Source organism: Herbidospora galbida, from assembly GCF_005233835.1.
GTDB classification, from domain to species: domain Bacteria; phylum Actinomycetota; class Actinomycetes; order Streptosporangiales; family Streptosporangiaceae; genus Herbidospora; species Herbidospora galbida.
Window position 1 is genome coordinate 163,508 of sequence record NZ_SZQA01000009.1, and the last position, 25,440, is coordinate 188,947.

Annotated in this window: 26 protein-coding genes; 15 read left to right on the forward strand and 11 right to left on the reverse strand. The window is 71.7% G+C overall.

What is annotated here, in order from left to right:
• The first annotated feature begins 3 nt into the window (after positions 1 to 3).
• The 9 genes from FDA94_RS12400 to FDA94_RS12440 all read left to right on the forward strand — a co-directional run bounded on the left by FDA94_RS12400 (position 4) and on the right by FDA94_RS12440 (position 9,326).
• Entirely contained in the window at positions 4 to 1,308 is a 1,305-nt protein-coding gene (locus FDA94_RS12400) for a salicylate synthase (protein ID WP_137247209.1), read from the forward strand.
• On the forward strand, positions 1,305 to 2,285 hold the full coding sequence (locus tag FDA94_RS12405; RefSeq protein WP_137247210.1) for a ketoacyl-ACP synthase III family protein: 981 nt from the start codon (positions 1,305 to 1,307) through the stop codon (positions 2,283 to 2,285). Before FDA94_RS12400 ends, FDA94_RS12405 begins: the two co-directional genes overlap by 4 nt.
• Positions 2,285 to 3,817 carry a (2,3-dihydroxybenzoyl)adenylate synthase gene (locus tag FDA94_RS12410; RefSeq protein ID WP_170990901.1) on the forward strand — a complete coding sequence of 511 codons (1,533 nt, stop codon included), beginning with the start codon at positions 2,285 to 2,287 and terminating at the stop codon, positions 3,815 to 3,817. The genes FDA94_RS12405 and FDA94_RS12410 overlap by 1 nt, the downstream gene beginning before the upstream one ends.
• On the forward strand, positions 3,814 to 4,050 hold the full coding sequence (locus tag FDA94_RS12415) for a phosphopantetheine-binding protein (protein ID WP_137247212.1): 237 nt from the start codon (positions 3,814 to 3,816) through the stop codon (positions 4,048 to 4,050). The genes FDA94_RS12410 and FDA94_RS12415 overlap by 4 nt, the downstream gene beginning before the upstream one ends.
• Positions 4,047 to 5,396 (forward strand): amidohydrolase family protein, encoded by a 1,350-nt coding sequence (locus FDA94_RS12420; protein WP_137247213.1) that lies wholly within the window; start codon positions 4,047 to 4,049, stop codon positions 5,394 to 5,396. The genes FDA94_RS12415 and FDA94_RS12420 overlap by 4 nt, the downstream gene beginning before the upstream one ends.
• Positions 5,393 to 6,085, forward strand: a complete 693-nt coding sequence (locus FDA94_RS12425; RefSeq protein WP_137247214.1) for an SDR family oxidoreductase — start codon at positions 5,393 to 5,395, stop codon at positions 6,083 to 6,085. The genes FDA94_RS12420 and FDA94_RS12425 overlap by 4 nt, the downstream gene beginning before the upstream one ends.
• Positions 6,086 to 6,157: 72 nt before the next feature.
• Positions 6,158 to 6,784 carry an isochorismatase family protein gene (locus FDA94_RS12430; protein WP_137247215.1) on the forward strand — a complete coding sequence of 209 codons (627 nt, stop codon included), beginning with the start codon at positions 6,158 to 6,160 and terminating at the stop codon, positions 6,782 to 6,784.
• Positions 6,778 to 8,628 carry an anthranilate synthase family protein gene (locus tag FDA94_RS12435; protein WP_137247216.1) on the forward strand — a complete coding sequence of 617 codons (1,851 nt, stop codon included), beginning with the start codon at positions 6,778 to 6,780 and terminating at the stop codon, positions 8,626 to 8,628. The genes FDA94_RS12430 and FDA94_RS12435 overlap by 7 nt, the downstream gene beginning before the upstream one ends.
• A complete protein-coding gene (locus tag FDA94_RS12440; protein ID WP_137247217.1) occupies positions 8,622 to 9,326 on the forward strand; it encodes an alpha/beta fold hydrolase in 705 nt (234 codons plus the stop codon). The genes FDA94_RS12435 and FDA94_RS12440 overlap by 7 nt, the downstream gene beginning before the upstream one ends.
• A gap of 46 nt (positions 9,327 to 9,372) precedes the next feature.
• Here the strand turns inward: FDA94_RS12440 and FDA94_RS12445 are convergent, their stop codons facing one another.
• The 4 genes from FDA94_RS12445 to FDA94_RS12460 form a co-directional block, all read right to left on the reverse strand.
• A complete protein-coding gene (locus tag FDA94_RS12445; RefSeq protein WP_137247218.1) occupies positions 9,373 to 10,002 on the reverse strand; it encodes an NYN domain-containing protein in 630 nt (209 codons plus the stop codon).
• A 372-nt stretch (positions 10,003 to 10,374) separates the two neighbouring features.
• Positions 10,375 to 10,764 (reverse strand): OsmC family protein, encoded by a 390-nt coding sequence (locus FDA94_RS12450; protein WP_137247219.1) that lies wholly within the window; start codon positions 10,762 to 10,764, stop codon positions 10,375 to 10,377.
• Between the two features lie 10 nt (positions 10,765 to 10,774).
• Positions 10,775 to 11,815 (reverse strand): sensor histidine kinase, encoded by a 1,041-nt coding sequence (locus FDA94_RS12455; RefSeq protein WP_137247220.1) that lies wholly within the window; start codon positions 11,813 to 11,815, stop codon positions 10,775 to 10,777.
• On the reverse strand, positions 11,812 to 12,498 hold the full coding sequence (locus FDA94_RS12460; protein ID WP_137247221.1) for a response regulator transcription factor: 687 nt from the start codon (positions 12,496 to 12,498) through the stop codon (positions 11,812 to 11,814). The genes FDA94_RS12455 and FDA94_RS12460 overlap by 4 nt, the downstream gene beginning before the upstream one ends.
• Positions 12,499 to 12,647: 149 nt before the next feature.
• Here FDA94_RS12460 and FDA94_RS12465 point away from each other — a divergent pair, with 149 nt between their 5' ends.
• Positions 12,648 to 13,454, forward strand: a complete 807-nt coding sequence (locus FDA94_RS12465) for an FAD:protein FMN transferase (protein WP_137247222.1) — start codon at positions 12,648 to 12,650, stop codon at positions 13,452 to 13,454.
• Here the strand turns inward: FDA94_RS12465 and FDA94_RS12470 are convergent.
• A complete protein-coding gene (locus tag FDA94_RS12470) occupies positions 13,451 to 13,735 on the reverse strand; it encodes a hypothetical protein (RefSeq protein ID WP_137247223.1) in 285 nt (94 codons plus the stop codon). The two genes, FDA94_RS12465 and FDA94_RS12470, sit on opposite strands and share 4 nt — an antisense overlap.
• Before the next feature lie 115 nt (positions 13,736 to 13,850).
• Here FDA94_RS12470 and FDA94_RS12475 point away from each other — a divergent pair, with 115 nt between their 5' ends.
• Positions 13,851 to 14,225, forward strand: a complete 375-nt coding sequence (locus tag FDA94_RS12475; protein WP_137247224.1) for a phage holin family protein — start codon at positions 13,851 to 13,853, stop codon at positions 14,223 to 14,225.
• Complete coding sequence (locus FDA94_RS12480) at positions 14,215 to 15,540, forward strand: aromatic amino acid lyase (RefSeq protein ID WP_137247225.1); 1,326 nt, start codon at positions 14,215 to 14,217, stop codon at positions 15,538 to 15,540. Before FDA94_RS12475 ends, FDA94_RS12480 begins: the two co-directional genes overlap by 11 nt.
• Here the strand turns inward: FDA94_RS12480 and FDA94_RS12485 are convergent.
• The gene (locus FDA94_RS12485) at positions 15,523 to 16,470 is read right to left on the reverse strand and encodes a LacI family DNA-binding transcriptional regulator (protein WP_246059800.1); all 948 of its coding nucleotides are present in this window, start codon (positions 16,468 to 16,470) and stop codon (positions 15,523 to 15,525) included. The two genes, FDA94_RS12480 and FDA94_RS12485, sit on opposite strands and share 18 nt — an antisense overlap.
• A gap of 159 nt (positions 16,471 to 16,629) precedes the next feature.
• On the opposite strand from FDA94_RS12485, the gene FDA94_RS12490 reads away from it, so the two are divergent.
• Positions 16,630 to 17,514: an amidohydrolase family protein gene (locus tag FDA94_RS12490; RefSeq protein ID WP_137247227.1), complete on the forward strand. Its 885-nt coding sequence runs from the start codon at positions 16,630 to 16,632 to the stop codon at positions 17,512 to 17,514.
• Entirely contained in the window at positions 17,511 to 18,050 is a 540-nt protein-coding gene (locus tag FDA94_RS12495) for a cysteine dioxygenase (RefSeq protein ID WP_137247228.1), read from the forward strand. Before FDA94_RS12490 ends, FDA94_RS12495 begins: the two co-directional genes overlap by 4 nt.
• A gap of 6 nt (positions 18,051 to 18,056) precedes the next feature.
• On the opposite strand, the gene FDA94_RS12500 is transcribed toward FDA94_RS12495, so the two are convergent.
• From FDA94_RS12500 to FDA94_RS12515, 4 genes are read right to left on the reverse strand one after another with little or no spacing between them, the layout of a single operon-like run.
• Positions 18,057 to 19,139: a glycerophosphodiester phosphodiesterase gene (locus FDA94_RS12500; RefSeq protein WP_137247229.1), complete on the reverse strand. Its 1,083-nt coding sequence runs from the start codon at positions 19,137 to 19,139 to the stop codon at positions 18,057 to 18,059.
• Between the two features lie 30 nt (positions 19,140 to 19,169).
• Positions 19,170 to 20,330 carry a CynX/NimT family MFS transporter gene (locus FDA94_RS12505; protein WP_137247230.1) on the reverse strand — a complete coding sequence of 387 codons (1,161 nt, stop codon included), beginning with the start codon at positions 20,328 to 20,330 and terminating at the stop codon, positions 19,170 to 19,172.
• A 23-nt stretch (positions 20,331 to 20,353) separates the two neighbouring features.
• Positions 20,354 to 21,805 carry a benzaldehyde dehydrogenase gene (locus tag FDA94_RS12510; RefSeq protein ID WP_137247231.1) on the reverse strand — a complete coding sequence of 484 codons (1,452 nt, stop codon included), beginning with the start codon at positions 21,803 to 21,805 and terminating at the stop codon, positions 20,354 to 20,356.
• 8 nt (positions 21,806 to 21,813) lie between these two features.
• Entirely contained in the window at positions 21,814 to 23,319 is a 1,506-nt protein-coding gene (locus FDA94_RS12515; RefSeq protein WP_342778469.1) for a thiamine pyrophosphate-binding protein, read from the reverse strand.
• A gap of 130 nt (positions 23,320 to 23,449) precedes the next feature.
• On the opposite strand from FDA94_RS12515, the gene FDA94_RS12520 reads away from it, so the two are divergent.
• Positions 23,450 to 24,214 carry an IclR family transcriptional regulator domain-containing protein gene (locus tag FDA94_RS12520; protein WP_137247233.1) on the forward strand — a complete coding sequence of 255 codons (765 nt, stop codon included), beginning with the start codon at positions 23,450 to 23,452 and terminating at the stop codon, positions 24,212 to 24,214.
• Position 24,215: 1 nt separating this feature from the next.
• Here FDA94_RS12520 and FDA94_RS12525 read toward each other — a convergent pair whose 3' ends face one another.
• Positions 24,216 to 25,418, reverse strand: coding sequence for an MFS transporter (locus FDA94_RS12525; RefSeq protein ID WP_137247234.1), 1,203 nt, complete (start codon positions 25,416 to 25,418; stop codon positions 24,216 to 24,218).
• Positions 25,419 to 25,440 lie beyond the last annotated feature (22 nt).

Sequence of the window (25,440 nt, forward strand, 5' to 3'; positions counted from 1 at the left end):
GGCATGCATTACTTCGAGACCCAGGTCCCCCTCACCGAGGACGCGGTCGAGGTCGCGGCCCGGCTCGCCGGCTCCGGCCTGTTCGCCGACCACGTCGTCTACGAGAACGGCGGCGTCTGGTCCTACGCCGGCGGCGCCCGCGCCGAACTGACCCTCGACCGGTCCGGGGCGCTGCTGCGGCACGAGGGCCGCGCCGACGTCTTCCAGCCGTGGAACGGCGACCCGCTGCACCAGGTCGCCGGGCTGCTCGACACCGTGTCGATCCCCGAATGGCGGGCCTACGGGTGGGCGGCGTTCGAGCTGTCGTACACCGAGGAGCACGTGGGCGACGGGCGGCTGCTGCACCTGGTGGTGCCGCAGGCCGAGGCGCGGCTCTCCGAGGGGCACGCCCGGCTGCGGGCGGCCGACACCGCGACGCTGACGTCGCTGCTGAACGCGATCAACCAGGAGCCGCCGCGGCGGCCGACGCGGCCGACCCCGCTCGACGTCTGGGGCACCGGCGAGGACGCCTACCGCGAGGCCGTGAAGCTGGCCGTCGAGTCGATCAACGCCGGTGAGCTGCACAAGGTCATCCTGTCGCGGGTGGTCGAGGTGCCCGACGAGGTCGACCTGACCGCCACCTACCTGGCCGGCCGGCGCGGCAACAACCCGGCCCGCTCGTTCCTGCTCGACCTGGGCGGGCTGGAGGCGACCGGGTTCAGCCCCGAGATCGTCGTCCAGGTCTCCGCGGACGGGCACGTGGTGTCGCAGCCGCTGGCCGGGACCCGCGCGCTGACCCCCGACGAGGCGGTGAACGCGGCCCTGCGGGCCGACCTCTACGGGTCGGCCAAAGAGGTCTACGAGCACGCCATCTCCGTCAAGGTCGGCACCGACGAGCTGGTCGGCGTGTGCGAGCCCGACTCGGTCGAGGTGCCGGAGTTCATGGCGATCCGCGAGCGCGGCAGCGTCCAGCACCTGGCCTCCCGCGTCTCCGGCCGGCTGTCCCCCGGGATGCGGGCCTGGGACGCCTTCGGCGCCGTCTTCCCGGCCGTCACCGCGTCGGGGGTGCCGAAGAAGGCCGCGTACGAGGCGATCAGGGCGCACGAGCCGGAGGCCCGCGGCCTCTACAGCGGCGCCGTCATGACCGTCGACCACACCGGCGCGATGGACGCCGCGCTGGTCCTGCGGTCGGCCTACCGCCGCGACGGCCGGACCTGGCTGCGCGCCGGGGCCGGGATCGTCGGCCAGTCGACGCCGGAACGCGAGTTCGAGGAGACGTGCGAGAAGCTGGAAAGCGTCGCGCGGCACCTGGTGAGGAGCGCGGCATGAGATTCGAGAACCTCTACCTGGCCGGGGTGGGCTCCCATCTGCCGGAGACGGTCCCCGCACCCGACGACGGCTCCGGCATGGTCAGCGTGATGGTGGCGGGTGACACACCCGCCGTCGACCTGGCGGCCCAGGCCGGAGACATCGCGATGAAGCGCTCCGGCCACGAGCCTGACGACTTCGTCGCCCTGCTGCACAGCGGCAGCTACCACCAGGGCCCCGACGGCTGGTCGGCGCCCCACTACGTCCTGCGCAACACGATCGACCGCCCGATCACCGCCCTCGAAGTCCGCCAGGGCTGCCTCGGCATGCTGTCCGGCCTGCGCCTCGCCGCCGGCCTGCTGCACGACGAGGACGACGCCGTGCTGCTGACCACGGGCGACAACTACGGCACCCCGCTGGTCGACCGGTGGCGGGCCTCCCGGATGTTCCTGCTCGCCGACGGCGGCGCGGCCGTGGTCGCGTCGCGGCGGGGCGGGTTCGCCAAGGTCCTGGCCGCCGGGGCGGTGTCCCACCCCGAGATGGAGGAGCTCCACCGGGGCGGCGAGACGCTGTTCCCGCCCGACCTGTCGCGCGGCCTCAACTTCGAGGAGCGCGTCGCCTGGTGGCGCGACCAGTGGGCCGCCGGGGTCACCCCGCCCATGGGCCACCTGGGCGAACTCGTCAGTGAGGTCGCCTTCCGGACCCTGGAGGAGGCCGGCAGCTCGATCGACCGCGTCAAGCGGGTCTGCCACGTCGGCTTCACCGAGGGCCCGCTGACCGACATCTACCTCGACCCGCTCGGCATCGACGCCGCCAAGGGCACCTGGGAGCTCACCCGGACGACCGGCCACGCCGGCGCCGCCGACCCCTTCATCGGCCTGGAGTGGCTGTGGACGCGGGGCGAGGTCGAACCCGGCGACCACGTGCTGCTCATCGGCACGGCCCCCGGCATGGAGTCGGGCTGCGCGGTCGTCGAGATCACCGAGAGGAGCGCGTGATGTTGCCCGGTTGCACCCCGTGGCCGGAGGACCTGGCCGCGTACTACCGATCCCAGCAGGTCTGGCAGGGGGTCGCCCTGGGCGACCTCCCGTCGGAGTGGGCCGCCCGCTACGGCGACGCCACCGCCCTGGTCTGGCACGACGAGCGCATCTCGTACCGGGACCTGGCGATCAGGGTCGCCCGGACGGCCGCCGGGTTCGCCCGGCACGGCATCCAGCCCGGTGACCGGGTGGTGCTGCAGCTGCCGAACACGCCCGACTTCGTGGTCGTCGCGTTCGCGATGTTCAAGGCGGGGGTGAAGGCGGTCTTCTCGCTGGCCTCGCATCGCTCGAACGAGGTCGGCCACCTGTCCGACACGTCCGGGGCCGTCGGATACGTCGGCCCGAACCACGACATCGCCCACGGGCTGCGGATCAAGCACGTCCTGTCGCCGGAGGACCTCGACGGCACCCCCGTCGCGCATCCGGAGATCGATCCGTCGGACGTCGCGTTCTTCCTGCTCTCCGGCGGGACGACCGCGCTGCCGAAGCTGATCCCGCGAACCCACGACGACTACGCCTACCAGACCAGGACCGTCGCCGACCTGTGCCAGGTGACGTCCGACGACGTCTACCTGGCCGCGCTCCCGGTCGAGTTCAACTTCACCTGGGGCTGCCCAGGCGTCATCGGGACCCTGCACCAGGGCGGCACGGTCGTGCTGGCCGACGACCCCGGCGCCGACGACTGCTTCGCGCTGATCGCCCGGGAGAAGGTCACCGTCACCTCGGTCGTGCCGACGGTCGCGCACCTGTGGCTGGAGGCCCGCGAGTACCTCGACGACGACCTGTCCTCGCTCCGCCTGATGCAGATCGGCGGCGCCCGGCTCCAGCCGGAGCTCGCGGCCCGGATCGAACCGGAGCTCGGCTGCCGGCTCCAGCAGGTGTTCGGCATGGCCGAGGGGCTGCTGTCGATGTCCCGCCTCGACGACCCCGCCGAGCGCGTGATCGCCACCCAGGGCCGGCCGGTGAGCCCGTTCGACGAGATCCAGATCGTCGACGGCGAACTGCTGGCGCGGGGGCCGTACACGCTGCGCGGCTACTACAACGCGCCCGAGCACAACGCGAAGGCGTTCACCCCCGACGGGTTCTACAAGACCGGCGACCTGGCCTCGGTCACCCCCGACGGCGACCTCGTCATCGAGGGGCGGATCAAGGACGTGGTCATCCGGGGCGGCGACAAGATCGCCGCCGGCGAGGTCGAGGGCCATCTGCTGGCCCATCCCGACGTCGACCGGGCGGCCGTCGTGCCGGTGCCCGACGAGTTCCTCGGCGAGCGCATCTACGCGTTCCTGGTCAGCCGCCACGGCAGGCCGTCGCTGCCGGAGCTCAAGCGGTCGCTGCACGAGCGCGGCCTGGCCGACTTCAAGCTGCCCGACCGGGTCGAGTTCGTGGACGCCTTCCCGCTCACCCCCCTTGGCAAGGTCGACAAGAAAGTCCTGGCCGCCGCGGCGGCCGACCCGATGACGGCCCGCGATTGGAAGGAGCGGTCATGACCGTCAAGGAGGAACTCCGCACCACCGTCGCCGGGCTCGTCGGCGCCGACCCGGCGACCGTGTCCGACGACGACAACCTCGTCTTCCTCGGCCTGGGGTCGCTGGAGATGATGCGCCTGGTCACCAAGTGGCGGCGGGCCGGCCTGAAGGTCGAGTTCCGTGAGCTCGCGGCGACGCCCACGATCTCGGCCTGGGCCGCGCAGCTCGAGAAGCTGGAGGAGGCGAGCGCATGAGCCGCCTGCTGGTCAAGGGCGGGACCGTCTACACCGCCGACCCCGCGCACCGGATCACCTCCGGCGTGCTGATCGACGACGGCCTGATCGCCGGATTCCCCGACGAGGCCGCCGACGCCGAGGTGATCGACGCCACCGGCATGCTGGTGCTGCCCGGGTTCGTCAACCCGCACTGGCACGAGATGTTCGCCCTGCGCTACCCGTTCAAGGGGGCCCTGCGGCCCCCGTCCGACCGGGACGACAAGCCGGCCTTCATGGCCCACGGCGGCGACATCCCGGCCATCTCCATGGCGTTCGACCGCTTCCACGGCCTGGTCGACGCCCTCACCGACGACGAGGCCCTGGCCGTCGCCCGCTATTCGCTGTGGACGCAGCTGCGCTCCGGCGTCACGACGCTCGGCGACGTCGGGTCGGTCAACAAGCCGGCCGCGCTGGCCCAGGCCGCCCGCGAGCTCGGGATGCGGCTGTCGGTGTCGGCGTGGGTCAGCGACGCGGTCTGCGGCCGCCGCAGCCGCGACGCCGCCGAGGCGCTCGCGCGCGTCGAAGGGCTCATGGCGCTCCAGGACGCACACGTCCAGGTCAGACCCACCGCCGTGTACGCCACCAACATGACCGACGAGCTCGGATCAGGCCTGCGTGACCTCTGCGAGCGGCACGACCTGCCGTTCGCCGCCCACGTGGGCGCGCTGCGGAACGAGGCGCGGGCCATGGAGGCCTACTTCGGGGTCACCCCGGTACGCCGGTTCGCCGACCTCGGGCTCCTCGACGAGCGGTTCACGGCCGTGCACTGCGCGTTCGCCACCCCCGAGGAGCGGGACCTGCTCGTGCGGGCGGGGGCGCACATCACCCACTCCCCCGCCAAGTACGGCCCCGCCGGGGAGTCGACCCTGACGGAGACCCGGCAGATCCCGGGGCTGCGGGCCGCCGGGCTCGACGTGTCGCTGTCGACCGACGGGGCCTCGCTGCCCGTCCCGGGGATGGCGGAGAACATGACGGCGGCGTGGCAGGCGTACACGGAGATGGCGGCCGACCCGACCGCCCTGCTGCCGACCGACGCCCTCGCGATGGCCACGCGGATCGCCGCGAAGGGGCTCGGGTTCGCCGACGTCGGGTCGCTGGAGGTCGGCAAGCGCGCCGACCTGGTGCTGATCCGCGCCGACGACTGGCGGTACCTGCTCAACCCGCGTCCGCTGGAGGCGTTCCTGACCCTCGGCGGGTCGGCCGACGTCGAGACCGTCATCGTGAACGGGCGGGTCGTCAAGGCCGACGAGGAGACGCTCCGGAACGACTACCTGGAGGCGCTCCGGTCGTTCTCGGTCCGGTGCCTGGGGGTGGAGCTGCCATGATCGCCCTGGTCACCGGGTCGGCGGGCGGAATCGGCTCGGCCGTGTGCAAGCGCCTGACCGACGACGGCTACACCGTGGCCGGCCTGGACGCCGACGTCGACGTCACCTCCTCCGAGCAGGTCGAGGCCTTCGTCGAGCTGGTGGAGGCCTCGGGGCCCATCGGCGCGCTGGTCAACGCGGCGGGAGTGCTGCGGACCGGCCGGGCCGTCGAGCTCTCCGACGCCGACTGGGCCGCCACGCTGGCGGTCAACGCCTCGGGCGTCTTCCACGTGTCGCGGGCGGTCGCCCGGCGGATGATCCCCCGGCGTGCGGGCGCGATCGTGACCGTGGCCTCGAACGCGTCGAAGACCGCCCGCCAGAACATGGCCGCCTACGCCGCCTCCAAGGCCGCGGCCACCGCGTTCACCAAGTGCCTCGGGCTGGAGCTGGCCGAGTTCGGCATCCGGTGCAACGTCGTCGCGCCCGGCTCCACCGACACCCCCATGCTGACCGGCCTCTGGGACGGCTCCGACGCGCTCCGCACCTCGGTCGAGGGGGCGCCCGGGGCGTACCGGGTGGGCATTCCGCTGGGCCGGGTGGCCAGTCCCTCGGACGTGGCCGACGCGGTCGCGTTCCTGCTCTCCGACCGGGCCGCCCACATCACCATGCAGGACCTGACGGTCGACGGAGGCGCCTGTCTGGGCGTCTGAAGCGAGATGCGGACGGCCGAAGGCCGGCCGTGGCCCGCGCCGTGAATCTGCCTGATCGAAAGGAGTTGAACCATGGCGATCCCCGCGATCGAGCCGTACCCGATGCCGACCGAACTCCCCGAGAACATCGCCCCGTGGCGGGTGGATCCCCGGAGGGCGGCGCTGCTCGTCCACGACATGCAGAACTACTTCCTCAGCCCGTTCACCGACCCCTCGGCGCTGCTGGAGAACGTCGCGGCGCTGAAAGACCGGTTCACGGCCTGCGGCGCGCCGGTCTTCTACACCGCCCAGCCCGGCGGCATGAGCACCGAGGACCGGGGCCTGCTGATGGACTTCTGGGGCCCCGGCATGACCGCCGACCCCGCCCACCGGGCCATCGTCCCGCCGCTGGAGCCCTCCCCTGACGACGTGGTGCTGACCAAGTGGCGGCCGAGCGCGTTCTGCCGCACCGACCTGCTGCGCCTGCTCCGCGAGCAGGGCCGCGACCAGCTCGTCATCTGCGGCGTGTACGCCCACGTGGGCATCCTGATGACCGCCCACGAGAGCTTCTCCCACGACATCCAGACCTTCGTCGTGGCCGACGCGATCGCCGACTTCACGCCGGACTTCCACCGCCTGGCCCTCGACTACGCCGCCGCCCGCTGCGCCGTGACGATCCCGACGGCCGGCGTGCTCGACGCTCTGGAGGCGACATGCTGACCCGGCTGCTGGGCGCCGACCCGCCCCCGTTCGCGCTGCTGCACCGCCCGGGCTCGGGCGTGGCCGACATCGACGTGCTGTTCGGCGACGTCGTGCCGCTGGACCGGATCGCCGACATCCCCCTGTCCGACGAGGGCCCTGCGGGCCACGAGACACTGGTGGTGCTCCCCTACCGCCAGATCCGGGAGCGTGGCTACGCCTGCCCCGACGACGCCGCGCCCCTGCTGGCGATGACCGTGACCGACCAGTCGACGCTGTCGGTCGGCGACGCCATGCAGGTCCTCCCCGACGACCCCGTCGAGCTGAGAGACGGCTCCTTCGACACCTCCGACGAGGAGTACGAAGCGGTGGTCCGCCGCGTCCTGGCCGAGGAGATCGGCGAGGGCACCGGCGCCAACTTCGTCATCAAACGCACCTACCAGGCGTCGGTAGATGGCTGGTCCCCCCGCACCGCCCTGTCGTGCTTCCGCCGTCTCCTGGGCCGCGACCCCGGCGCCCACTGGACCTTCGTGATCTGGACCGGCGCCCGGACGTTCGTCGGCTCCTCCCCCGAACGCCACATCACCCTCGACGCCGGCACCGTCGTGATGAACCCCATCAGCGGCACCTACCGCTACCCGCGCGGCGGTCCGGAGCTGCCCGGCGTGCTCGACTTCCTGGACGACGAGAAGGAGGCCGGCGAGCTCTACATGGTCCTCGACGAGGAACTCAAGATGATGGGCCGCGTCTGCGACCAGGGCGGCCGCGCCGTCGGCCCGCACCTGAAACAGCTGGCCCGCATCGCCCACACCGAGTACCTGATCGAGGGCCGCAGCTCCCTCGACGTCAGAGACATCCTCCGCGAGACCCTGTTCGCCCCGACCGTGACCGGCGGCCCGCTGGAGAGCGCCTGCCGCGTGATCTCCAAGTTCGAACCGGAAGGACGCGACTACTACGCCGGCATGGTCGCCCTGATCGGCCGCGACCGCGGCGGGGCCCGCGCCCTCGACTCGGCGATCCTGATCCGCACCGCCGACGTCTCCGCGACGGGCGACCTGCGCGTCTCGGTCGGCGCGACCCTGGTCCGCGACAGCGACCCGGCCTCGGAGGCGGCCGAGACCCGGGCCAAGGCCGCCGGCCTGCTGGAGGCCCTCCGCGGCGGCGCCTGCCGCGACGCCCCCGCCGACGTGGGCGGCCACCCGGCGATCTACCAGGCGCTGATGTCCCGCAACGAGCCCCTGGCCGGTTTCTGGTTCGAGGGCCCGGAGTGCCGCGACCGCCGCATCCCCGAGCTGTGCGGCCGGAAGGTGCTGGTCATCGACGCGGAGGACACCTTCACGGCGATGGCCCGCCACATCATCCGCGCCCTGGGCTGCGAGGTGACGGTGACCCGCTACTCCGACTCCTTCGACGTGGGGGCGTACGACCTGGTGATCGTCGGCCCCGGCCCCGGCGACCCCCGCGACGTCACCCACCCGAAGATCGCCCGCCTCCGGTCGACCACCCGGGAACTCCTCGACCGCCGGATCCCCTTCCTGTCGGTCTGCCTGGGCCACCAGGTCCTGTGCACTCTCCTCGGCCTGGACATCACCCGCAACCCGTTCCCGAACCAGGGCGTCCAGCGGACGATCCCGTTCTTCGGCCGCACGGAACAGGCCGGCTTCTACAACACCTTCGCCGCCCGCTGCCCCACCGACGCCCTCGGTGACATCGCCGTCTCCCGGGAAGGAGACGAGGTCCACGCCCTGATGGGCCCCGGCTTCGCGTCGGTGCAGTTCCACCCGGCGTCGGTGCTGACGAGAAACGGCGTCGAGATCCTGGCCGACCTGCTCACGACCCTGACGAGAGAGGAAGCCACATGCTGAACGTCCGCGAATGGGGCACCGGCCCGAAGACGGCCGTCCTGGTCCACGGGATCCTCTCGGATTCGGGCTGCTGGTGGCGGGTGGGCCCCGACCTGGCCTCACGCGGCTACCGCGTGGTGGCCGTCGACCTGCCCGGCCACGGGCACAGCGCCCGGATGCCCGATGCGACGGTCGAACGGATGGCCGACGAGCTACGCCTGGCGGTGCCGGGCGAGATCGACCTGGCGGTGGCGCACTCAATGGGGTCGTTCATCGCGGGGGCGGCGCTGACGCCTGACCGGGTGGTCTACGTGGACGCCCCCACCGGGGCGGGGCATCGCATGCCGGCGGAGGCGTGGCGGGGGACGTACGAGAAGGCCAAGTCCCGGCGGACGCCGGAGGCCCTGGCGGAGAACCACCCGGGGTGGGACGCCTTCGACCGCGAGGCGGAGGCCGAGGCGGCGAAGCACTTCGACGTCGAGACGGCGGTGGCGTTGCTGGTGGCGTCCGGGGGGAGGGATTACACGCCGGCGCAGCGGGGGCTCGTGATCCGGGCTGAGGGGAGCCGCTTCGTACCCGAGGACACTCCGGGGGCCGTCACGATCAAGGGAGCGGACCACCACGTCTGGTACGGCCACCACGACGAGTTCATGGCCGCCCTCCGCGAGTCCGGACAAAAAAATAGCCCCGCCAATCCAATGGATGGCGGGGAACATTGATTGCAACGTTACCACAAGTGTCCGGGCTGTCGCAGCCCGCTGCGAGCTAAGGCTGGCTCCCGTAGTCCATCGAGTCCCTGACCACGTCATAGCAGGACTTGTCCAGCCAGTGACACCAGATGTTGCCTTCTGGGAGTGTCAGGCGTCGCTTCCGTTTTCCGGGCCTGTACCAGGAGGCGACTTCGACACGAGGACCGCCATCGGAACGCATCTCATGCACCACCTCCAGGGCTGGCGTGAGGTCGGTGTCGGTGGACATGAGGATGCCGACGTCGTAGCGGTCTTCGATTGCCAACCTCACGTAGTCGATGGCCAGTGCGACGTCGATGCCTTTCTCCTGAGGCCTTTCCCCAGGCCCGCATCGGTCGGGCCAGCCTCGCGGATATCGCAGACCGCGAGAGACGAGAGTGACCCGAGGGTCGGCGATCCAGGCCTGTCGCTGCCGGGAGAAGGCACCATGACTTCTGGGATCCCTGCTTGGGTGAGGTTGCCCCCGATAGACGCGGACCTCGGCGAGTGCGCGAGGAAAACTGCCGCTCTCAACGAACCACTGGCCGAGCAGCAAGGGGTTGATGCCGCCGTTGGCGTTGGGGGAGGTCTCCTCTTCGTGGAACGTCGCTCGTGCCGCTTTGTAGACGTTCTGGTAGTCGATGAAGAGGATCACGCGATCGGGCATGGGGGGATGCCTCACATGAATAAGTCCCCGCCGATCCAGCCGCTGAGCCGGATGACGGGGAGCATTGGCTCATTTCTGCCACGCTACCAGCAGTAGCGACGATGTCGCCCAGAGTCGCGACGACCTTCGAACATACGTCGGGGCCGACGCAGTCCCCCAACTGCGCCGGCCCCGACTCCAAGCGGTGCCGCCGAGGCGCCCTCCCCCAAAGGCGTCTGGACGGCTTCCCCCGCTCTCGGGCGCGGTTCCCCCTCCGCGCCCTTATGGGAAAAAGGCTTGTGTGGTGGCTTTCCAGCCCCCTTGACCTGCTTCCACGTTACTGAACCGACCTTAAGGACCACGCAATGGCACTGCCGGTTGTTGGTCTAAGTCTCAGGAGTGCGGCAGGTCGAGCTTGACCTCGGTCCCGGCTTCCAGGGATCGGCTCACGATGCAGTGTCTGTCGTGTACACGCTGGGCTATTTCGTGGAACTTGGCCATCGGCATGCCCTCGGGCAGCTCGATTTCGTAGCTGACCGTCACTTTGCCCAGCAGGGTCGGAGCAGACCTTTCCGCGCTGATCGTCACAGAAAGCTCGGGTAGCCGGAGGCCGCGCTGGGCGGTCAACGGCTCGACGGTCATGGCGTTGCAGGCCCCCACGGCGACCTGGAGCAGTTCGACCGCGCCGAACTCGCCCTCACCGTGACCCAGGGCCACCTGGGCGCCCCTGTCGTTGGTCGCCACGAAACCGGATTCGGTCCGGGTAACCCGTACATCTCCCATGAAAAGCACCCTACGGGAAGGCCAGCTTCACCAGCGTGCCGCCGCCGGGAGCGGGACCTGCGGAAACCGATCCGCCGTGGCTGTCGACGACCTGGCGGACGATGGCCAGGCCCAGGCCGGAGCCGGGCATGGCGCGGGCGGCGGAGGCGCGGTAGAAGCGGTCGAAGACGTGCGGGAGGTCTTCCACCGCGATGCCGGGGCCGTGGTCGCGGACGGTCAGGACGCCCTCGCGCAGCAGGACCTCCACGTTCGCGCCGGCGGGGCTGTACTTCGCGGCGTTGTCCAGGACGTTGCCGACCGCGCGGGAGAGCCGGTCGGCGACGCCCAGGACCATGACCGGCTCCAGGTCGGAGGTGTATCTGGTCAGGGGCCAGTGGGAGGAGGCGCGGGCGATCTCCCGGGAGACGATCTCGTCGAGGCGCAGCGGTTCCACCAGCGCCTGGGGTTCCTCGTCGCGGGCGAGTTCGACGATGTCGGAGACCAGGCCGGTCAGCTCCTCCAGGCCGCTGATCATCGCCGCGGCGACCTCCTCGCGCTCTCCGGCGGGCAGCCGGCCGCGCTGGAGGAGTTCGGCGTTGGTGCGGACCGCCGTCAGGGGTGTGCGCAGTTCGTGCGACGCGTCGGCCACCAGGCGTTTCTGGGCCTTGGCCGAGCGTTCCAGGGCGTCGAGCATGGTGTTGAAGCTGCGGGCCAGGCTGCCGAGTTCGTCGTCGCCGCTGACGTCGATCCGGGTGGTCAGGTCTCTGGTGTCGGTGACCCGCCGGGCGGCGTCCTTGAACTTGCCGACCGGGCGCAGGCCCGTCCAGGCGGCGATCCAGCCCAGGGCCCCCGACAGGCAGAGGCCGCCGAGGGCGATGGCGAAGAAGGGCCAGCCGAGGTCGGTCACCTCGGCGAGGCCGGCCAGCACGCCCGACGGCGGGCGGTAGCCGTAGCTGCCCATGGCCGACTCGAAGCGGTTGCAGGTGATCCGGTAGGCCGCGTAGATGACGACGATCACGCTCACCGCCCCGGCGAGCGCCGAGGCCAGGGCCATCCGCCAGTGCAGTTTCACGAGCGCTCCCGCAGCGCGTAGCCCAGGCCGTGGACGGTCTGGATGAGGCGGGGTTCCCCGTCGGCCTCCGTCTTGCGGCGCAGGTAGCGGATGTAGACCTCAAGGGAGTTCGACCCGGGCGTGAACTCGTAGCCCCAGATCCGCTCCAGGATGAGCTCCCGCGCCAGGACCTGGCCGCCGTTGCGGATCAGCAGCTCCAGCAGGGCGTACTCGGTGCGGGTCAGGTCGAAGACGCGGGTGCCGCGCCGGGCCTGGCGGCGGTCGGGCAGCAGGTGCAGGTCGGCGAAGGAGGTCTCCGGGGGCGGGGCCGCCCGCCGCAGCAGCGCGCGGACGCGGGCGAAGAGCTCCTCCAGGGCGAACGGCTTGACCAGATAGTCGTCGGCGCCGGCGTCCAGACCGGCCACCCGGTCGCCCACGCCGTCGAGCGCGGTCAGCATCAGCACCGGGGTGCGGTCGCCGTTCTTGCGCAGGCGGCGGCAGACCTCCAGGCCGTCCATGTCGGGCATCATCACGTCCAGGACGACCACGTCGGGAGCGTTCCCGGCGATGGCGGCGAGGGCGGTCACGCCGTCGACGGCGCTGGCCACGCGGTGGCCCTCGACGCGGAGCGCGCGGGCGATGGCGGTCCGCACTTCGGGCTCGTCGTCCACGACGAGCACTCGGGTCTCTGGCACAGCGGACATTCTGCCGCCGGTTCATGAAAAGTCGCTGAGTAAAGTAAAGAATCCGACATACCACTTAAAAGGGACGAACGTTCTGAGATTGAATCGTTATCGGGCTTGAACGCGTCCCTGCTCCGGCGCGTATCTCAGCTCGGAGATGAAGGAGTGCGATGACTACCTCTACGGACACCACCACCCGCCGCATCGACCGCTTCCCCGGTGCTCACCGAGCTGAGGACCTGATGGGATCGCATGTCGGGATCGACATCCGTACGGCTCTCCCGCAGCGGGAGCTGCGCCCGCTCCTCGACGACGCGTTCACGTGGCTGCGCTGGGTCGAAGAAACGTTCAGCACCCGGCGGCCCGACAGCCAGCTCAACCGGCTGGCGCGCAAGGAGATCACGCCCGAGGAGGCGGCGCCCGAGCTGACCGAGGTCCTCCAGCGGATCGCCGAACTCGACCGGATCACCGACGGCTTCTTCGGCGGCTCGACCGGCGAGACGGCCGGGGCCGGATACGTGCGCGACTGGGCCCTCGAACGGGTCTCCCGCGCGCTGGCCGCCGCCGGGGCGGTGGACCACTGCGTCAGCGCCGACGGCGACGTCCGCGTCCGGGGATCGGCCCGCCCGGGGGTGCCCTGGCGGGTCGGGCTCAAGGACCCCAGGGAAGGGGCCGTGTCACGGGTCGTGTTCGCCCACGACCTGGCGGTCGCCACCGCGGAGCGGCCGAAGGGCGCGGGCACGCAGGGCGACCTGGCCTCCGTCACCGTCGTCGGTCCCGACCTCGCGACGGCAGGGGCGTACGCCACGGCGCTGCACGCCATGGGCTCGGTCCGGGCCCGCCGGTTCGCCCGGGAGATCGCCCTGCCCAAGGACACGCAGGCGACGCCCTACGACGTGATGCTCACCGGGCTCGACGGCCGGGTGACCAGCACGCCGGGGTTCCTCGTCTACGGGCCCGACGTCAAGGCGAGCTAGTCGTCGAGGTCGTTGTTGTGTTTGGAGAGGTACTCGATGTAGACCGGGCGCAGTGCCTCTCCCAGCTTGCCCTCGCCTGCGGCCATGGCGTCGCTCAGCAGCGCGGAGACCCTGCTCAGATCGTTGGCGGTCTCCTCCTCGTGGCCGCTGGCGCCCTGGGCGGCCGGGATGACCTTCAGCAGGTCCCACAGGAACCCGAAGTCGCCGTGACGCACGGCATACCGGACCGCGCGGTCGTGCAGTTCCTTCGCGGAGAGCTGTTCGAGCTGGTCGACGTTCATGATCTGGCCCACCCCCAAGCGGTGATTTCCCGGGACGATCACCACCTATGCCCAACAACGGGTCAGAGTCACGCGACCTTCGCCCCGACCGGCCCGGACATGCGAGGATCACCCCGTGAAATACATCGTCAAGATCCTCGTGGTCGCGGCGGCCCTGTGGGTGTCGACCCGCGTCGTCGACGGCATCACGGTCGGCGGCGAGTCGACCGCCAAAGAGGTCGGCACGCTGCTCGCGGTGGCGCTGATCTTCGGGGTGATCAACGCCCTCCTCAAGCCGATCATCAAGACGATCGGCTGCGCCTTCTATGTCCTGACGCTGGGTCTGTTCGCGCTGGTCGTGAACGCCGGCCTGCTCCTCCTGACCAGCTGGATCGCCGATCAGCTGACACTCCCGTTCGAGGTCGTCGGATTCTGGGCGGCCTTCTGGGGAGCGATCATCATCGGCGTGATCTCCTGGCTGCTCGACCTGATCTTCGGAATTGACGACTAGGACTGTCCTGCTCGACGGCTCGACCCTGACCTGTGACGAGGTCAGGGCGGTCGGCTACGGCACGGCCAAGGTCGAACTGGGCTCACCGGCCCGGGCCGAAGACGCCTTCGCCGCCGCCCGTGAGCAGACCGGCCCGGTCTACGGCCGCACCACCGGCGTGGGGGCCAACAAAGACGTCGAGGTCCACGAACCGGGCCTCGACCTGCTGCGCAGCCACGCCGGGGGCGCCGGGCCGCTCATCGAACCGGCCCGCGCGACCGCCATGCTGACGGTCCGCCTCAACCAGCTCCTCCGTGGAGGTTCCGGGATCAACCCGGCGCTGCTCCCCGTCTTGGCCGAGGCGATCAACGGTGGGGCCGCCCCGCCGATCAGGCTCTACGGCGCGATCGGCACCGGCGACCTCACCGCCCTGTCGACCACGGCGCTCTGCCTGCTCGGCGAGACGCCTTGGGACGGCCCCCGCTTCCGGCTGGCCTCCGCCGACGCCCTGCCGTTCATCAGCTCCAACGCGCTCACCCTGGCCGACGCCGCGCTGGCCTGCGCCGATCTGGCCCGGCTGCTGGAGGCGTCGGTGCGGGTCGCCGCCCGCACGTGGCGGGCCGCCGGCGCGTCGGTCGAACCGCTCGCGTACGAGGTCCAGCGCGCCCGCCGCCACCCCGGTCAGGCCAGGGTCGCCGCCGCGCTGAGCGCCCTGCTCGACGACCACTCCCCCGCCGGCCGCCTCCAGGACCCCTACGGCTACCGCGCGCTGCCGCAGGTCCACGGCGCGGCGTTCGACGCTCTCGACGTCGCCCGCCGCGCGGTCACCATCGACATGAACTCGGCCGCCGAGAACCCGCTGATCGCCGGCGAGGCGGCCTGGCACAACGGCAACTTCCACACCGCCCCGGTCGCGCTGGCCCTCGACGCCCTGCGGGCCGCGCTGGTGCAGACCGCGTCGCTGTCGACGGCCCGCCTGGCCACGCTGATGGAACCGGCCTACACCGGCCTGCTCCCCTTCCTCGCCGGGTCGCCCGGGAAGTCGGGCGCGCTGATCCTCGAGTACGTCGCCCACGACGCCCTCGCCTCCCTGCGCCAGCTGGCCGCTCCGGTGACCCTGGGCGGCGCGGTCCTGTCGCGCAGCGTGGAAGACCACGCGGGCTTCGGCACCCAGGCGGCCCGCGCCTGCCTGGCGGCACGGGAGCCCTACGAGATCATCCTGGCCTGCGAGCTGGTGGCCGCCGACCGCGCCCTGGCCATCCAGAGCGGCGAGAGGCCGGAAGACCGGTCGCTGGAGGCCGAGGTCGAGGCGGCCCGGTCAGCGCTGGCCGACTGACCCGCGCTCGCGCAGCGTGGGCTTCTGGACGACGCGGCGGCGGCGCAGGGTGCCGTCGGCGGCCCCGAGCACCAGCCGGACCGCCGACCGGACGATCCCTTCGAGATCCCAGCTCACGGTGGTCAGGCCGAGCAGTTCCGACATCGGATGGTCGTCGTAGCCCATGACCGAGACGTCGCCGGGAACCGAGAGACCCAGGTCGCCGGCGGCCTTGAGCACCCCGTACGCGATCGAGTCGGAGAAGCAGAACACCGCGCTCGGCCGGTCCCTGAGCACGGCGCGGGCCGCCTCGGCGGCCGGGCCGAGGCCCTGCGGGCAGGTCTGGACGCTCACCTCGAGGCCGAGCCGCGCGGCCTCGGCGGTGACCAGGCGGTCGGCGGGCCGGTCGGGCGTCTCGGCCAGGGTCGGGGTCAGCACCGCGACCCGCCGGTGCCCGCGACCGGCCAGGTATTCGAGGGCGAGCGTGACCCCGCTCTGGTTGTCGAAGACCACCTCGGCGGCGGTGCGGGCCTCTTTCAGCGCGTCGCCGATCGTCACGAGCGGGATGTTCTCCGCGATTCCCGCCCAGAACGGCGCGGCCGGGTCGACCGGCTGCACGATCAGCCCGTCGACCCCCCGGAGCTGGCGGGCCAGGGTGCGCTCGCGATCGGGGTCGCCGGCGGCGTCGAGGATCAGCCCGTAGTGGTCCTTCTCCCGCAGCGACCGGCCGATGCCGACGGCCAGCGACTGCTGCCAGAGGTCCTCCAGCGAGCCGCAGAGCACGCCGATCATCCCGGTACGCCCGCTGGCCAGCGCCCGCGCGTTGGGATCGGCCTCGTAGCCGAGTTCGGCCGCGGCGCGGCGGACCCGGTGCATGGTCTCCTCGGAGACCTGGAGCCCCCGTAGCGCGTAGCTGACGGCGGCGGTGGACAGGCCGGTCGCCTGAGCCACCTCACGGATCGTCGCTCGCTTCCGTTGGGGCATCGATCCAGCCTACTTGACACATATGGGGTGAAACGGTTCACTGAAGCGAATCAGTGAAGCGGTTCACTAGCCTCAGATCGATATACCTGTATTATGAGTAGGGAATTCGGGTTGGAGGAGGCGGAGATGGCTGTGGACGTGCACCAGCACCTCTGGCCTGCGCCTTTTCTCGACGCCCTCCGCGCCCGGACCGTCAACCCCCGCCTCGACGGCTGGACCCTGCTGCTCGACGGCGAACCGGCCTACGAAGTGAACCCGGCCGACCACGACCCGGCCGCACGGGCCAAGCTGAACTCCACGCTCGATCTCGCGCTCGTCTCGCTGTCGAGCCCGCTGGGCATCGAGCACCTCCCGCCCGATGAGGCGTGGCCGCTGATCGACGCCTTCCACGAGGGCGCGGCGGCCCTCCCCCAGCCCTTCGGCTTCTGGGCGTCGGCGCCGGTGACCGGCATCTCCGTGCCGAAGCTCGAAGAGGCTCTCGCCGCCGGGGCGCTGGGCCTGCAGCTCCCGGCCACGGCGGTCCAGGACGAACAGGGGTTCGCCCACGTCGCGCCGCTGCTCGACGCCCTGGGAGAGCGCCCGCTCTTCATCCACCCCGGACCGGCCTCGGCGCCCGGCACCCCGTCATGGTGGCCCGCCGTCGTGCCCTACGTGCAGCAGATGCACGCCTCCTGGTACGCCTTCCAGGCGTTCGGCCGGGCCCGGCACCCCCGGCTCAAAGTCTGTTTCGCGCTGCTGGCCGGCCTCGCGCCGCTGCACGCCGAACGCCAGATCACCCGCGGCGGCTCGGGCCGCGGCCTGGTCGATCCGTCCGTGTTCGTGGAGACCTCGTCCTACGGCCCCCGGGCCGTCGACGCGGTCGTCCGGGAACTCGGCATCGACGTGGTCGTCAACGGGTCCGACCGCCCCTACGCCGAAGCGCCCGTCCTCGACTTCGGACCGGCCGCCCGGCACGCCATCACCGTGGCGAATCCCGCCAGATTGCTGACACGAAAGGAGCCGTCCTCATGAGCACGCCCACCATCCCGGTGCCCGCGACCTGTCCCACGGCCCCTTTCGAGACGCTGCCACCCAGGGCACTCGACCGGCGTGAACTGCGCGAACTCGTCGACGACCTGGCCGTCAAGCCGGAGCTCTGGCAGGAGCACCTGTCGTTCGAGGGCTCGGAGGACGGCGGCCGCCACTACGCCTCGCTCTACCGCGACGCCTACGTCGACGTCTGGCTGCTGTGCTGGCGGCCCGAAGACGACACGGGCTGGCACGACCACGACGTCTCGTCGGGCGCGGTCAACGTGGTCCGGGGCACGCTGGTGGAGGCCAACCCGCGCATCGGCGGCGAGCACCTGGAGACCAGCGTGAGCGCCGGGACCTCGTTCAGCTTCGGTCCCGACCACATCCACCGCCTCACAGGGGCAGAGCACGGCAGCGTGTCGATCCACGCCTACTCCCCGCCCCTGTGGCGGCTCGGTCAGTACTCGATCAGCGACGACGGCATGATGCGCCGCCAGTCGGTGAGCTACGCCGACGAGCTGCGCCCGCTCGACTAGCCGGGGCTACTTGTCCGAGCTGAGCACCGCGCGGGGCATCGAGGGGTCGTCGGCGAAGATGCCGTCGATCTCCTGCTCGAACAGCGCCGCCGCGAAGCCCATGACGTTCCCGACCGCGCGGGGGAACGCCGGGCTGGCCGGGTTGCCGAACTGGTAGTCGGCCGGGAGCTGCGAGTTCTCGTTGCGCAGCGTCCAGGCGTGCACGATCAGGTCCTCGCGGTGGGCGTCGCGCACCAGCGTGGTCGGCGGCAGGGTGCGGTTGTCGGGACCGACCGGGAGGATCCGGCGGGTGTTGACGCCGATGCCGTTGGCGTAGGTGCGGATCTCGCGCAGGCCCTCACGGGTGACCATCTGGTCGTAGGTGAGGGTCGCGGTGTCGAACGGCTTGCCCGCGGCGTCGATGAGCTGGGCCAGCTTGAGCTTGGTCTTCGGGCGCAGCGCCTTCAGGTTGCCGACCTCGAACGACTGGATGACGACCGGGTCGCCGGAGCGCCGCCAGCCGTACTCGTCGAGGGTGGCCAGGAGCGGCTCCTCCAGCGAGAGGCCGATGGAGTCGAAGTACGTGGGGTGCTTCGTTTCCGGGTAGATGCCGACCTCGTGGCGCTGCGCCAGCTGGATCACCTCCTCCAGGGTGGGGATCTCGGCCAGGCCGTTGAAGGCGGCGTTGTTCGGCCGCAGGTCGGGGATGCGCTCGGTGGCCCGCAGGGTCTTCAGCTCGGCGAGGGTGAAGTCCTCGGTGAACCAGCCGGTGATCGGGCGGCCATCGATGATCTTGGTGGTGCGACGGCCCGCGAACTCGGCGCGGGTGGAGACGTCGGTGGTGCCGCCGATCTCGTTCTCGTGCCGGGCGACGAGCACGCCGTCCTTGGTGGAGACGAGGTCGGGCTCGATGTAGTCGGCCCCCAGGGCGATGGCCGCCTCGTACGAGAGCAGGGTGTGCTCCGGACGGACGGCGCTGGCGCCCCGGTGGCCGATCACGGTGACGTCGCCGAAGCGGCGCTTGGCGGACGCGGGGGTGGTGCCCATCAGGGCGCCGGCGGCCGTTCCGGCCGCGAGCACGGTGATCGCGCCTCTGCGCGTGAGACTCATGGGCCGGACGGTAAAGCGGTGAAGTGAAGATCAGGTGCCGTGCGGTTGACGTGCGGCGAGATAACCCAACACCAATTGCACTCCGCAGACGCCGAGCCCCACGACCAGGGGAACCGTCCAGTTTCCGCTGACCTGGTAGATGGCCCCGATCACGACCGGGCCGATGGCGGCCAGGGTGTAGCCGGTCGACTGGGCGACCGCCGACAGGGCGGTGACCGAGCGGGGGTCGGGGGCGCGCAGCGTGATGATCAGCAGCGCGAGCGCGATCGAGGCGCCCTGCCCGAGGCCGAGCACGATCATCCACAGCCACGGGACGGTGGTCGGCCAGAACAGCACGCCGACGTACCCGACGATGGTGATCACGGCCGCGCCCACGACGTGCGGAACCTGGGACTTCGCCTTCCCCGCGTGAATCGGCACGGTCAGGGTGGCGGCGATCTGGGCGAGGTTGGTGAGCCCGAGCAGGTATCCGGCGTCGTCGGCGCTGAGCCCGGCGTCGGTGAAGATCGTGGGCAGCCAGGCCAGCATGATGTAGAAGCTCATCGACTGGACGCCCATGTACGTGGCGACGTACCAGGTCACCCGGCGCTTCATCAGGGCGCGGAAGGGCCGCGGCGCCTGCGGAGGGGGCGGGGTCGGCGGACGCAGCACCTGCGGCAGCCAGACGATCGCGGAGATCAGGGCGAAGATCGCCGTCGTGGCGGCGGCCCAGCGCCAGCCCAGCTCGTGGGCGAGCGGCACCATCACGGCCGAGCCGAGGGCGGCGCCGCTGACCAGGCTGGTGACGTAGAGGCCGGTGAACAGGCCGACCCGGTCGGGGAAGTGCTGTTTGACCAGGCCGGGCATGATCACGTTCATGAACGCGATGGCGGTGCCGGCCATCGCCGCACCCAGGTAGAGCGTGACGACGCCGCCGGAGCTGCGGATCACGACTCCGGCGATGAGCAGCAGCATGCCCGCCATGAGGGTGCGGTCGAGACCGAGGCGGGAGGACAGGATCGGGCCCAGCGGGCCCAGGAGGCCGAGACACAGCAACATGATGGTGGTGATGGCCCCGGCCGCCGCGGGGGAGAGGGACAAATCGGACATGATCTCGCCCAGAAGCGGCGAGACTCCGGCGAGCGCCGGTCGCAGGTTGAGGGCGGCCAGGACGAACCCGGCGACCAGCAACAACCAGCCGTTCTTTCTCATGACCCCCGAACCTACAAGATCGGTCAAAACGGATAAACGGCGATGTCACCCTGGACGGTCACCCACTGGGTGTGGGTGAACGCGTCGGCGTTCGCGCGGGGCCCGCCGAACCGCGATCCGGTGCCCGAGGCGCCGAGCCCGCCGAAGGGCGCGACCGCCTCGTCGTCGACGGTCTGGTCGTTGATGTGCACGATTCCCGTGGGGATCTGCTCGGCCAGGTGCATCGCCTTCATGACGTCCCGGCTGAGGATGCCGAGCGAGAGGCCGTACTCGCTGTCGCCCGCCAGGGCCACCGCCTCCTCGATCGTGTGGAAGGGCATGACCGGGGCGACCGGCCCGAACACCTCGTTGTCGTAGGCGGGTCCCGCTCCGGCCAGCACCGTCGGGCGGTAGAAGAGGTCCTCGTACGTGCCGCCCGCCGCGAGCCGCGCGCCCGCTTCGACGCTGCCGGTGACCAGGGCGTGCACCTTGTCCCGCTGGCCCTCGGAGATCAGGGGACCGAGGGCGACCTGCCCGGTGAACGGGTCGCCCACGGGCAGGTGGTCGGCCTTGGCGGCGAGGCGTTCGACGTACTCGTCGGCCAGGGAGGCGTGCACGAGGTGGCGGCCGGTGGTCATGCAGATCTGGCCCTGGTGCAGGAAGGAGCCCCACGCCCCGGCCGCGGCGGCGAGGTCGAGGTCGGCGTCGTCGAGCACGATCAGCGCCGAGTTGCCGCCGAGCTCCAGGTGGGCGCGCTTGAGCAGGCGTCCGCAGGCCTCGCCGACCTTGCGCCCGGCGGCGGTCGATCCGGTGAACGAGATGACCGGCACCAGCGGGTCGGCGACCAGCGCCTCCCCCGCCTCCGGCCCGCCGGGCAGCACGTGCAGCAGCCCCTCGGGCAGCCCGGCCTCCTCCAGCACCCGGGCGATCACCACGCCGCCGGAGACGGCGGTCCGGGGGTCGGGCTTGAGCACGACGGCGTTGCCCAGCGCCAGCGCGGGCGCGACCGAGCGGATGCCCAGGATCAGCGGCACGTTGAACGGCGCGATCACGCCGACCACCCCGACCGGGATCCGGCGGGCCAGGCTGAGCCGCTTGCGGTTGGTCGGCAGGATCTCCCCGGTCGTCCCGGAGGCCAGCGCGGCCGCCTCGAAGCACTCCTGCGCGGCGACGTGGGTCTCCAGGCCGGCTTTCGGCGGTACGGATCCGGTCTCCCGGATGATCCACTGGTGGATCTCGTCGGCGTACTGCTCGAAGAGGGCGCCCGCGCGGCGGAGCACGGCGGCGCGCTCCTCGAAGTTGGTCGCCGCCCACTCCTTCTGCGCCTGGGCGGCCTTGCGGGCGGCGGCCCGCACGTCGTCGGCGCCGGCGACGCCGATCCGGCCGAGCTCGCCGCCGGTGGCGGGCTCGACCACGGGCGCGTCACCCGCTTGGGAGGTGACCCACCCGTCGCTGAAGATCCGGCCGGTCCAGAGTTTGGGGTCCAGCAAGGACATCTGACCTCCTAAGGGGTGACTGCTATGTCGAGGAGAAGAGGTTCTGACCGTTCTGTCAGGGTGGGGATGACCCCGTCAAGGGTGTCGACGAGGGTGGCCCGGTCGGTGATCTCGATGGCGTCGCAGCCCTGGGCCCGCGCCAGGCCCGCCAGGCTGATGTCGGGGAAGTTCGAGAGCACCACGAACAGCGCCCCCACGCCGTAGTGGGCGGCGCTCCAGAGGGCCTGGACGCCGTACATGGCCGACCGGTCGCCGACGACAGCCACCACCGGACGGGCCGGGAGCGCCATCCGCAGCCCGGCGGCCGCCGGGAGCGCGAACCCGGGCCCGCCCGTCGCGGCCGAGACCAGCCCGAGCGGACGGCGGGCCGGCAGCAGCCGGTGCAGGTCGGGCCGCGACGACGGGGTCTCCTCGACCACGACCGTCTCCGGGGGCAGCCGTTCGGCCAGCGCGGCGAGCACGTGGGCGGCCCGGAACCCCTCGCCGGGCTCCGGGACGACCCTGTCGACCGGGCGGGAGTCGCGCGGCCGGACCAGCTCGGCCAGCCGCCGGGCGGCCACCCCCGGATCGGCCCGCAACGCGACCTCCGCCCAGCTGCGGTGCAGTTCGGCGGCGTCGTCGGAGACGACCGCGACGGTGGTGCCCGGCTGGGCGAACGGCCCCTCCCGGTAGGGGTGCTGGCAGAAGGCCGCCGCCCCCACCACCAGAACCACGTCGTGGCCGCCGAGCGCGCGGCGCAGCGCCGGGCGGTCGGCCGGCAGCACCCCGGCGAACAGCCGGTGGTCCTGCGGGAACCCGGCGCGGGCGCCGGACGAGTCCTGGAAGACCGGCGACCCGAGGCGTTCGGCCAGCGCGACCAGCCCGGCCCAGGCCGCCGGGGAGTCGGCGCCCGCACCGGCCACCAGCGCCGGTGACCGGGCGCCGTCGAGGAGCCGGGCCAGCGGGGCGAGCTCCCCGTCGCCCACCGCCCTGGTCCTGACGATCTGCTTCGGGGCCGAGACGCCGAGGCCGGAGCCGGGCGCGTCCCAGTCGTCCTCCGGCACGACGACCAGCGCCGGGCCGCGCCCGGTCACCGCCTCGTGGCGGGCCCGCGCGACGGCGCTCGGCACGTCCTGCGCCCGCGCCGGGGTGGTCACCCACACGGCGTGCTCGCCGGGGAGGAACGGTTCGTCCACCAGGTGGCGGCGGCCCGGCCGGCTGACCAGCACGACCAGCGGCGCCCGGCTGACCCGGGCGATGGCCAGCGCGCCGGCCGCGTTGCCGAGCCCGGCCGTGGCGTGCAGCAGCACCAGCGCGGGGGCGTCGCGGGCGATGGCCCAGCCCGTGGCCATGCCGACGACCGCGCCCTCGTGCAGGGCCAGCACGAACCGCAGGTCCTCGGGCCAGCCGGGTGGCCGCGCGGCCCCGGGGGCGGCGCCGTTGGCGAAGACCGTGGTCAGCCCGGTCTCCCTGAGCAGCGCGACGACCTCCTCGCGGACTCCGCGCGGTGATCTGTTCAGGATCAGGTCCTCCAGTCCGGCTCCGACGACCCTGACGACGGTTCGCTATCCGAACGATGGTTCTTCTGGCGAACGATGGCACATTGTTCGCATAGAGAACAATAGTTCGTTATGGGAACGATACGAGGCGCTAGAGTGCCGGACTATGGCTGAGGAATTCGTGCAGTCGCTGGCGCGCGGCCTGGCGGTGATCCGCGCGTTCGACGGGTCCTCGCCCGAGCTGACCCTGAGCGAGGTCGCCAAGAAGACCGAGCTCACGCGGGCGGCGGCACGCCGGTTCCTGCTGACGCTGGTCGACCTCGGCTACGTCCGCACCGACGGCCGGCTGTTCTCGCTGTCGCCCCGTGTGCTCGAACTCGGCTACGCCTACCTGTCGAACCTGTCGCTGCCCGACGTCGCCTTCCCCCACCTCGAACAGCTCGTCAGTGAGGTGCACGAGTCGGCGTCGGTGTCGGTGCTCGACGACACCGACATCATCTACGTCGCCCGGGTGCCCACCACCCGCATCATGCGGGTCACCATCGCGATCGGCACCCGCTTCCCGGCCCACTGCACGTCGATGGGCCGCGTCCTGCTCGCCGGGCTGTCACCCTGCGACCTCGACGCCTACTTCGCCAAGGCCGACCTGGTCCGGATGACCGACCGCACTCTCACCTCGGAAGAGGAACTCCGCGCGGTGCTGGCCGAGGTCCGCGAGCAGGGGTACGCCCTGGTCGACCAGGAGCTCGAAGACGGCCTGCGGTCCCTCGCGGTCCCCGTCCGCGACCGGGCCGGCCGGGTCGTCGCGGCCGTCAACCTGTCGTCGCACGCCAGCCGCACGTCTCTGGAGTCGGCCCGGCGCGACCTGCTGCCCCCGCTGCGCGCCGGGGTGGCCAAGATCGAGACCGACCTCCACGCCACCCAGCGGTGAACTACCGCGCCGGAGTGAGCGGCCGCCAGAGCAGCGCGCCCGACACCAGCACCAGCCCCCCGCACAGGGCGATGGCGTGGTGCACGTCGACCAGTTCGGCGAGGCCGCCCGCCACCACTCCGCCGAGTCCCTGGACGGTCATCATCCCCGACCCCTGCAACCCGAACGCGAGCCCGCGCCGCTCCTCCGGCACCGCGTCGACGAACGGCCGCTGCAGCATCAGCTGGTAGGCCAGCCCGTTCCCCGCGAGGAACGCCAGGATCCCGGCCCACCACGGACCCGGCGCGGTGACGAACCCGATGAGCGGCACGCCCATCAGCGCGACCAGCGGCAGCCCGAGCCGGGCCCGGTTCGCCGGCGACACGAACCGGCCGACGACGAACTCCCCGAAGCCCATCCCGGCGGCCGTCGCGGCCAGCACGAACCCGGCCGCCCCGGCCTGCCCCATCTCGGTCAGATAGGGGATGAAGACGGCCTCGGAGCCGACCATGAACATCAGCGGCAGCCACCCGGCCAGCAGCAGCCCTCGGACGGTCCGGTCGGTCAGCAGCTCCCAGTTGCCGCGCAGCGTGGCGCGGACCGCGCCGGTGCCGTCCTTGACCGCGCGGGCCGGCCGGTTCGCGATCCCGAACCGGATGAGCGGGACGGCGGCCAGCGAAAGCCCGGCCGTGATCAGCAGCGCCCCCTCGGGCCCGGTCAGCGCGAGCATGGCCCCGCCGACCGCGAGCCCGGCGATCTGCGCCCCGGCGCCCGTCATGGTGAACAGGGCCCGCCCGAGCACGAACCGGTCGCCGTCGAGGATGTCGGGCAGCACCGCGTTGCGGGCCGCCATGAACACGGCGGTGGGCACGCCGGTGACCAGCACGAGCGCGAACATCGCCCAGACCGGCAGCCCGGCGAACGCCAGGACCAGGCACACCACGACCCGCGTGAGCTCCCCGGTGACCATCAGCACCCGGGGCCGGACGCGGTCGGCCATCGACGACAGGAACAGGCCGCCGAGCATCATCGGCAGGAAGCCGATCATCCACGAGATGGCCGACAGCCCGGCCGACTCGGTCCGGTCGTAGACGATGACGGAGAACGCCAGCATCTTGACCGACTCGCTCAGCGTCAGCAGCAGCTGGCTGCCGAACAGCGCGCGGAACTCACCGATCCGGAACAGTTCGCCGAAGGTCGCGCCCCGGTCGTCCACCACATTCACCGGGCGATGTTATGACAAACCG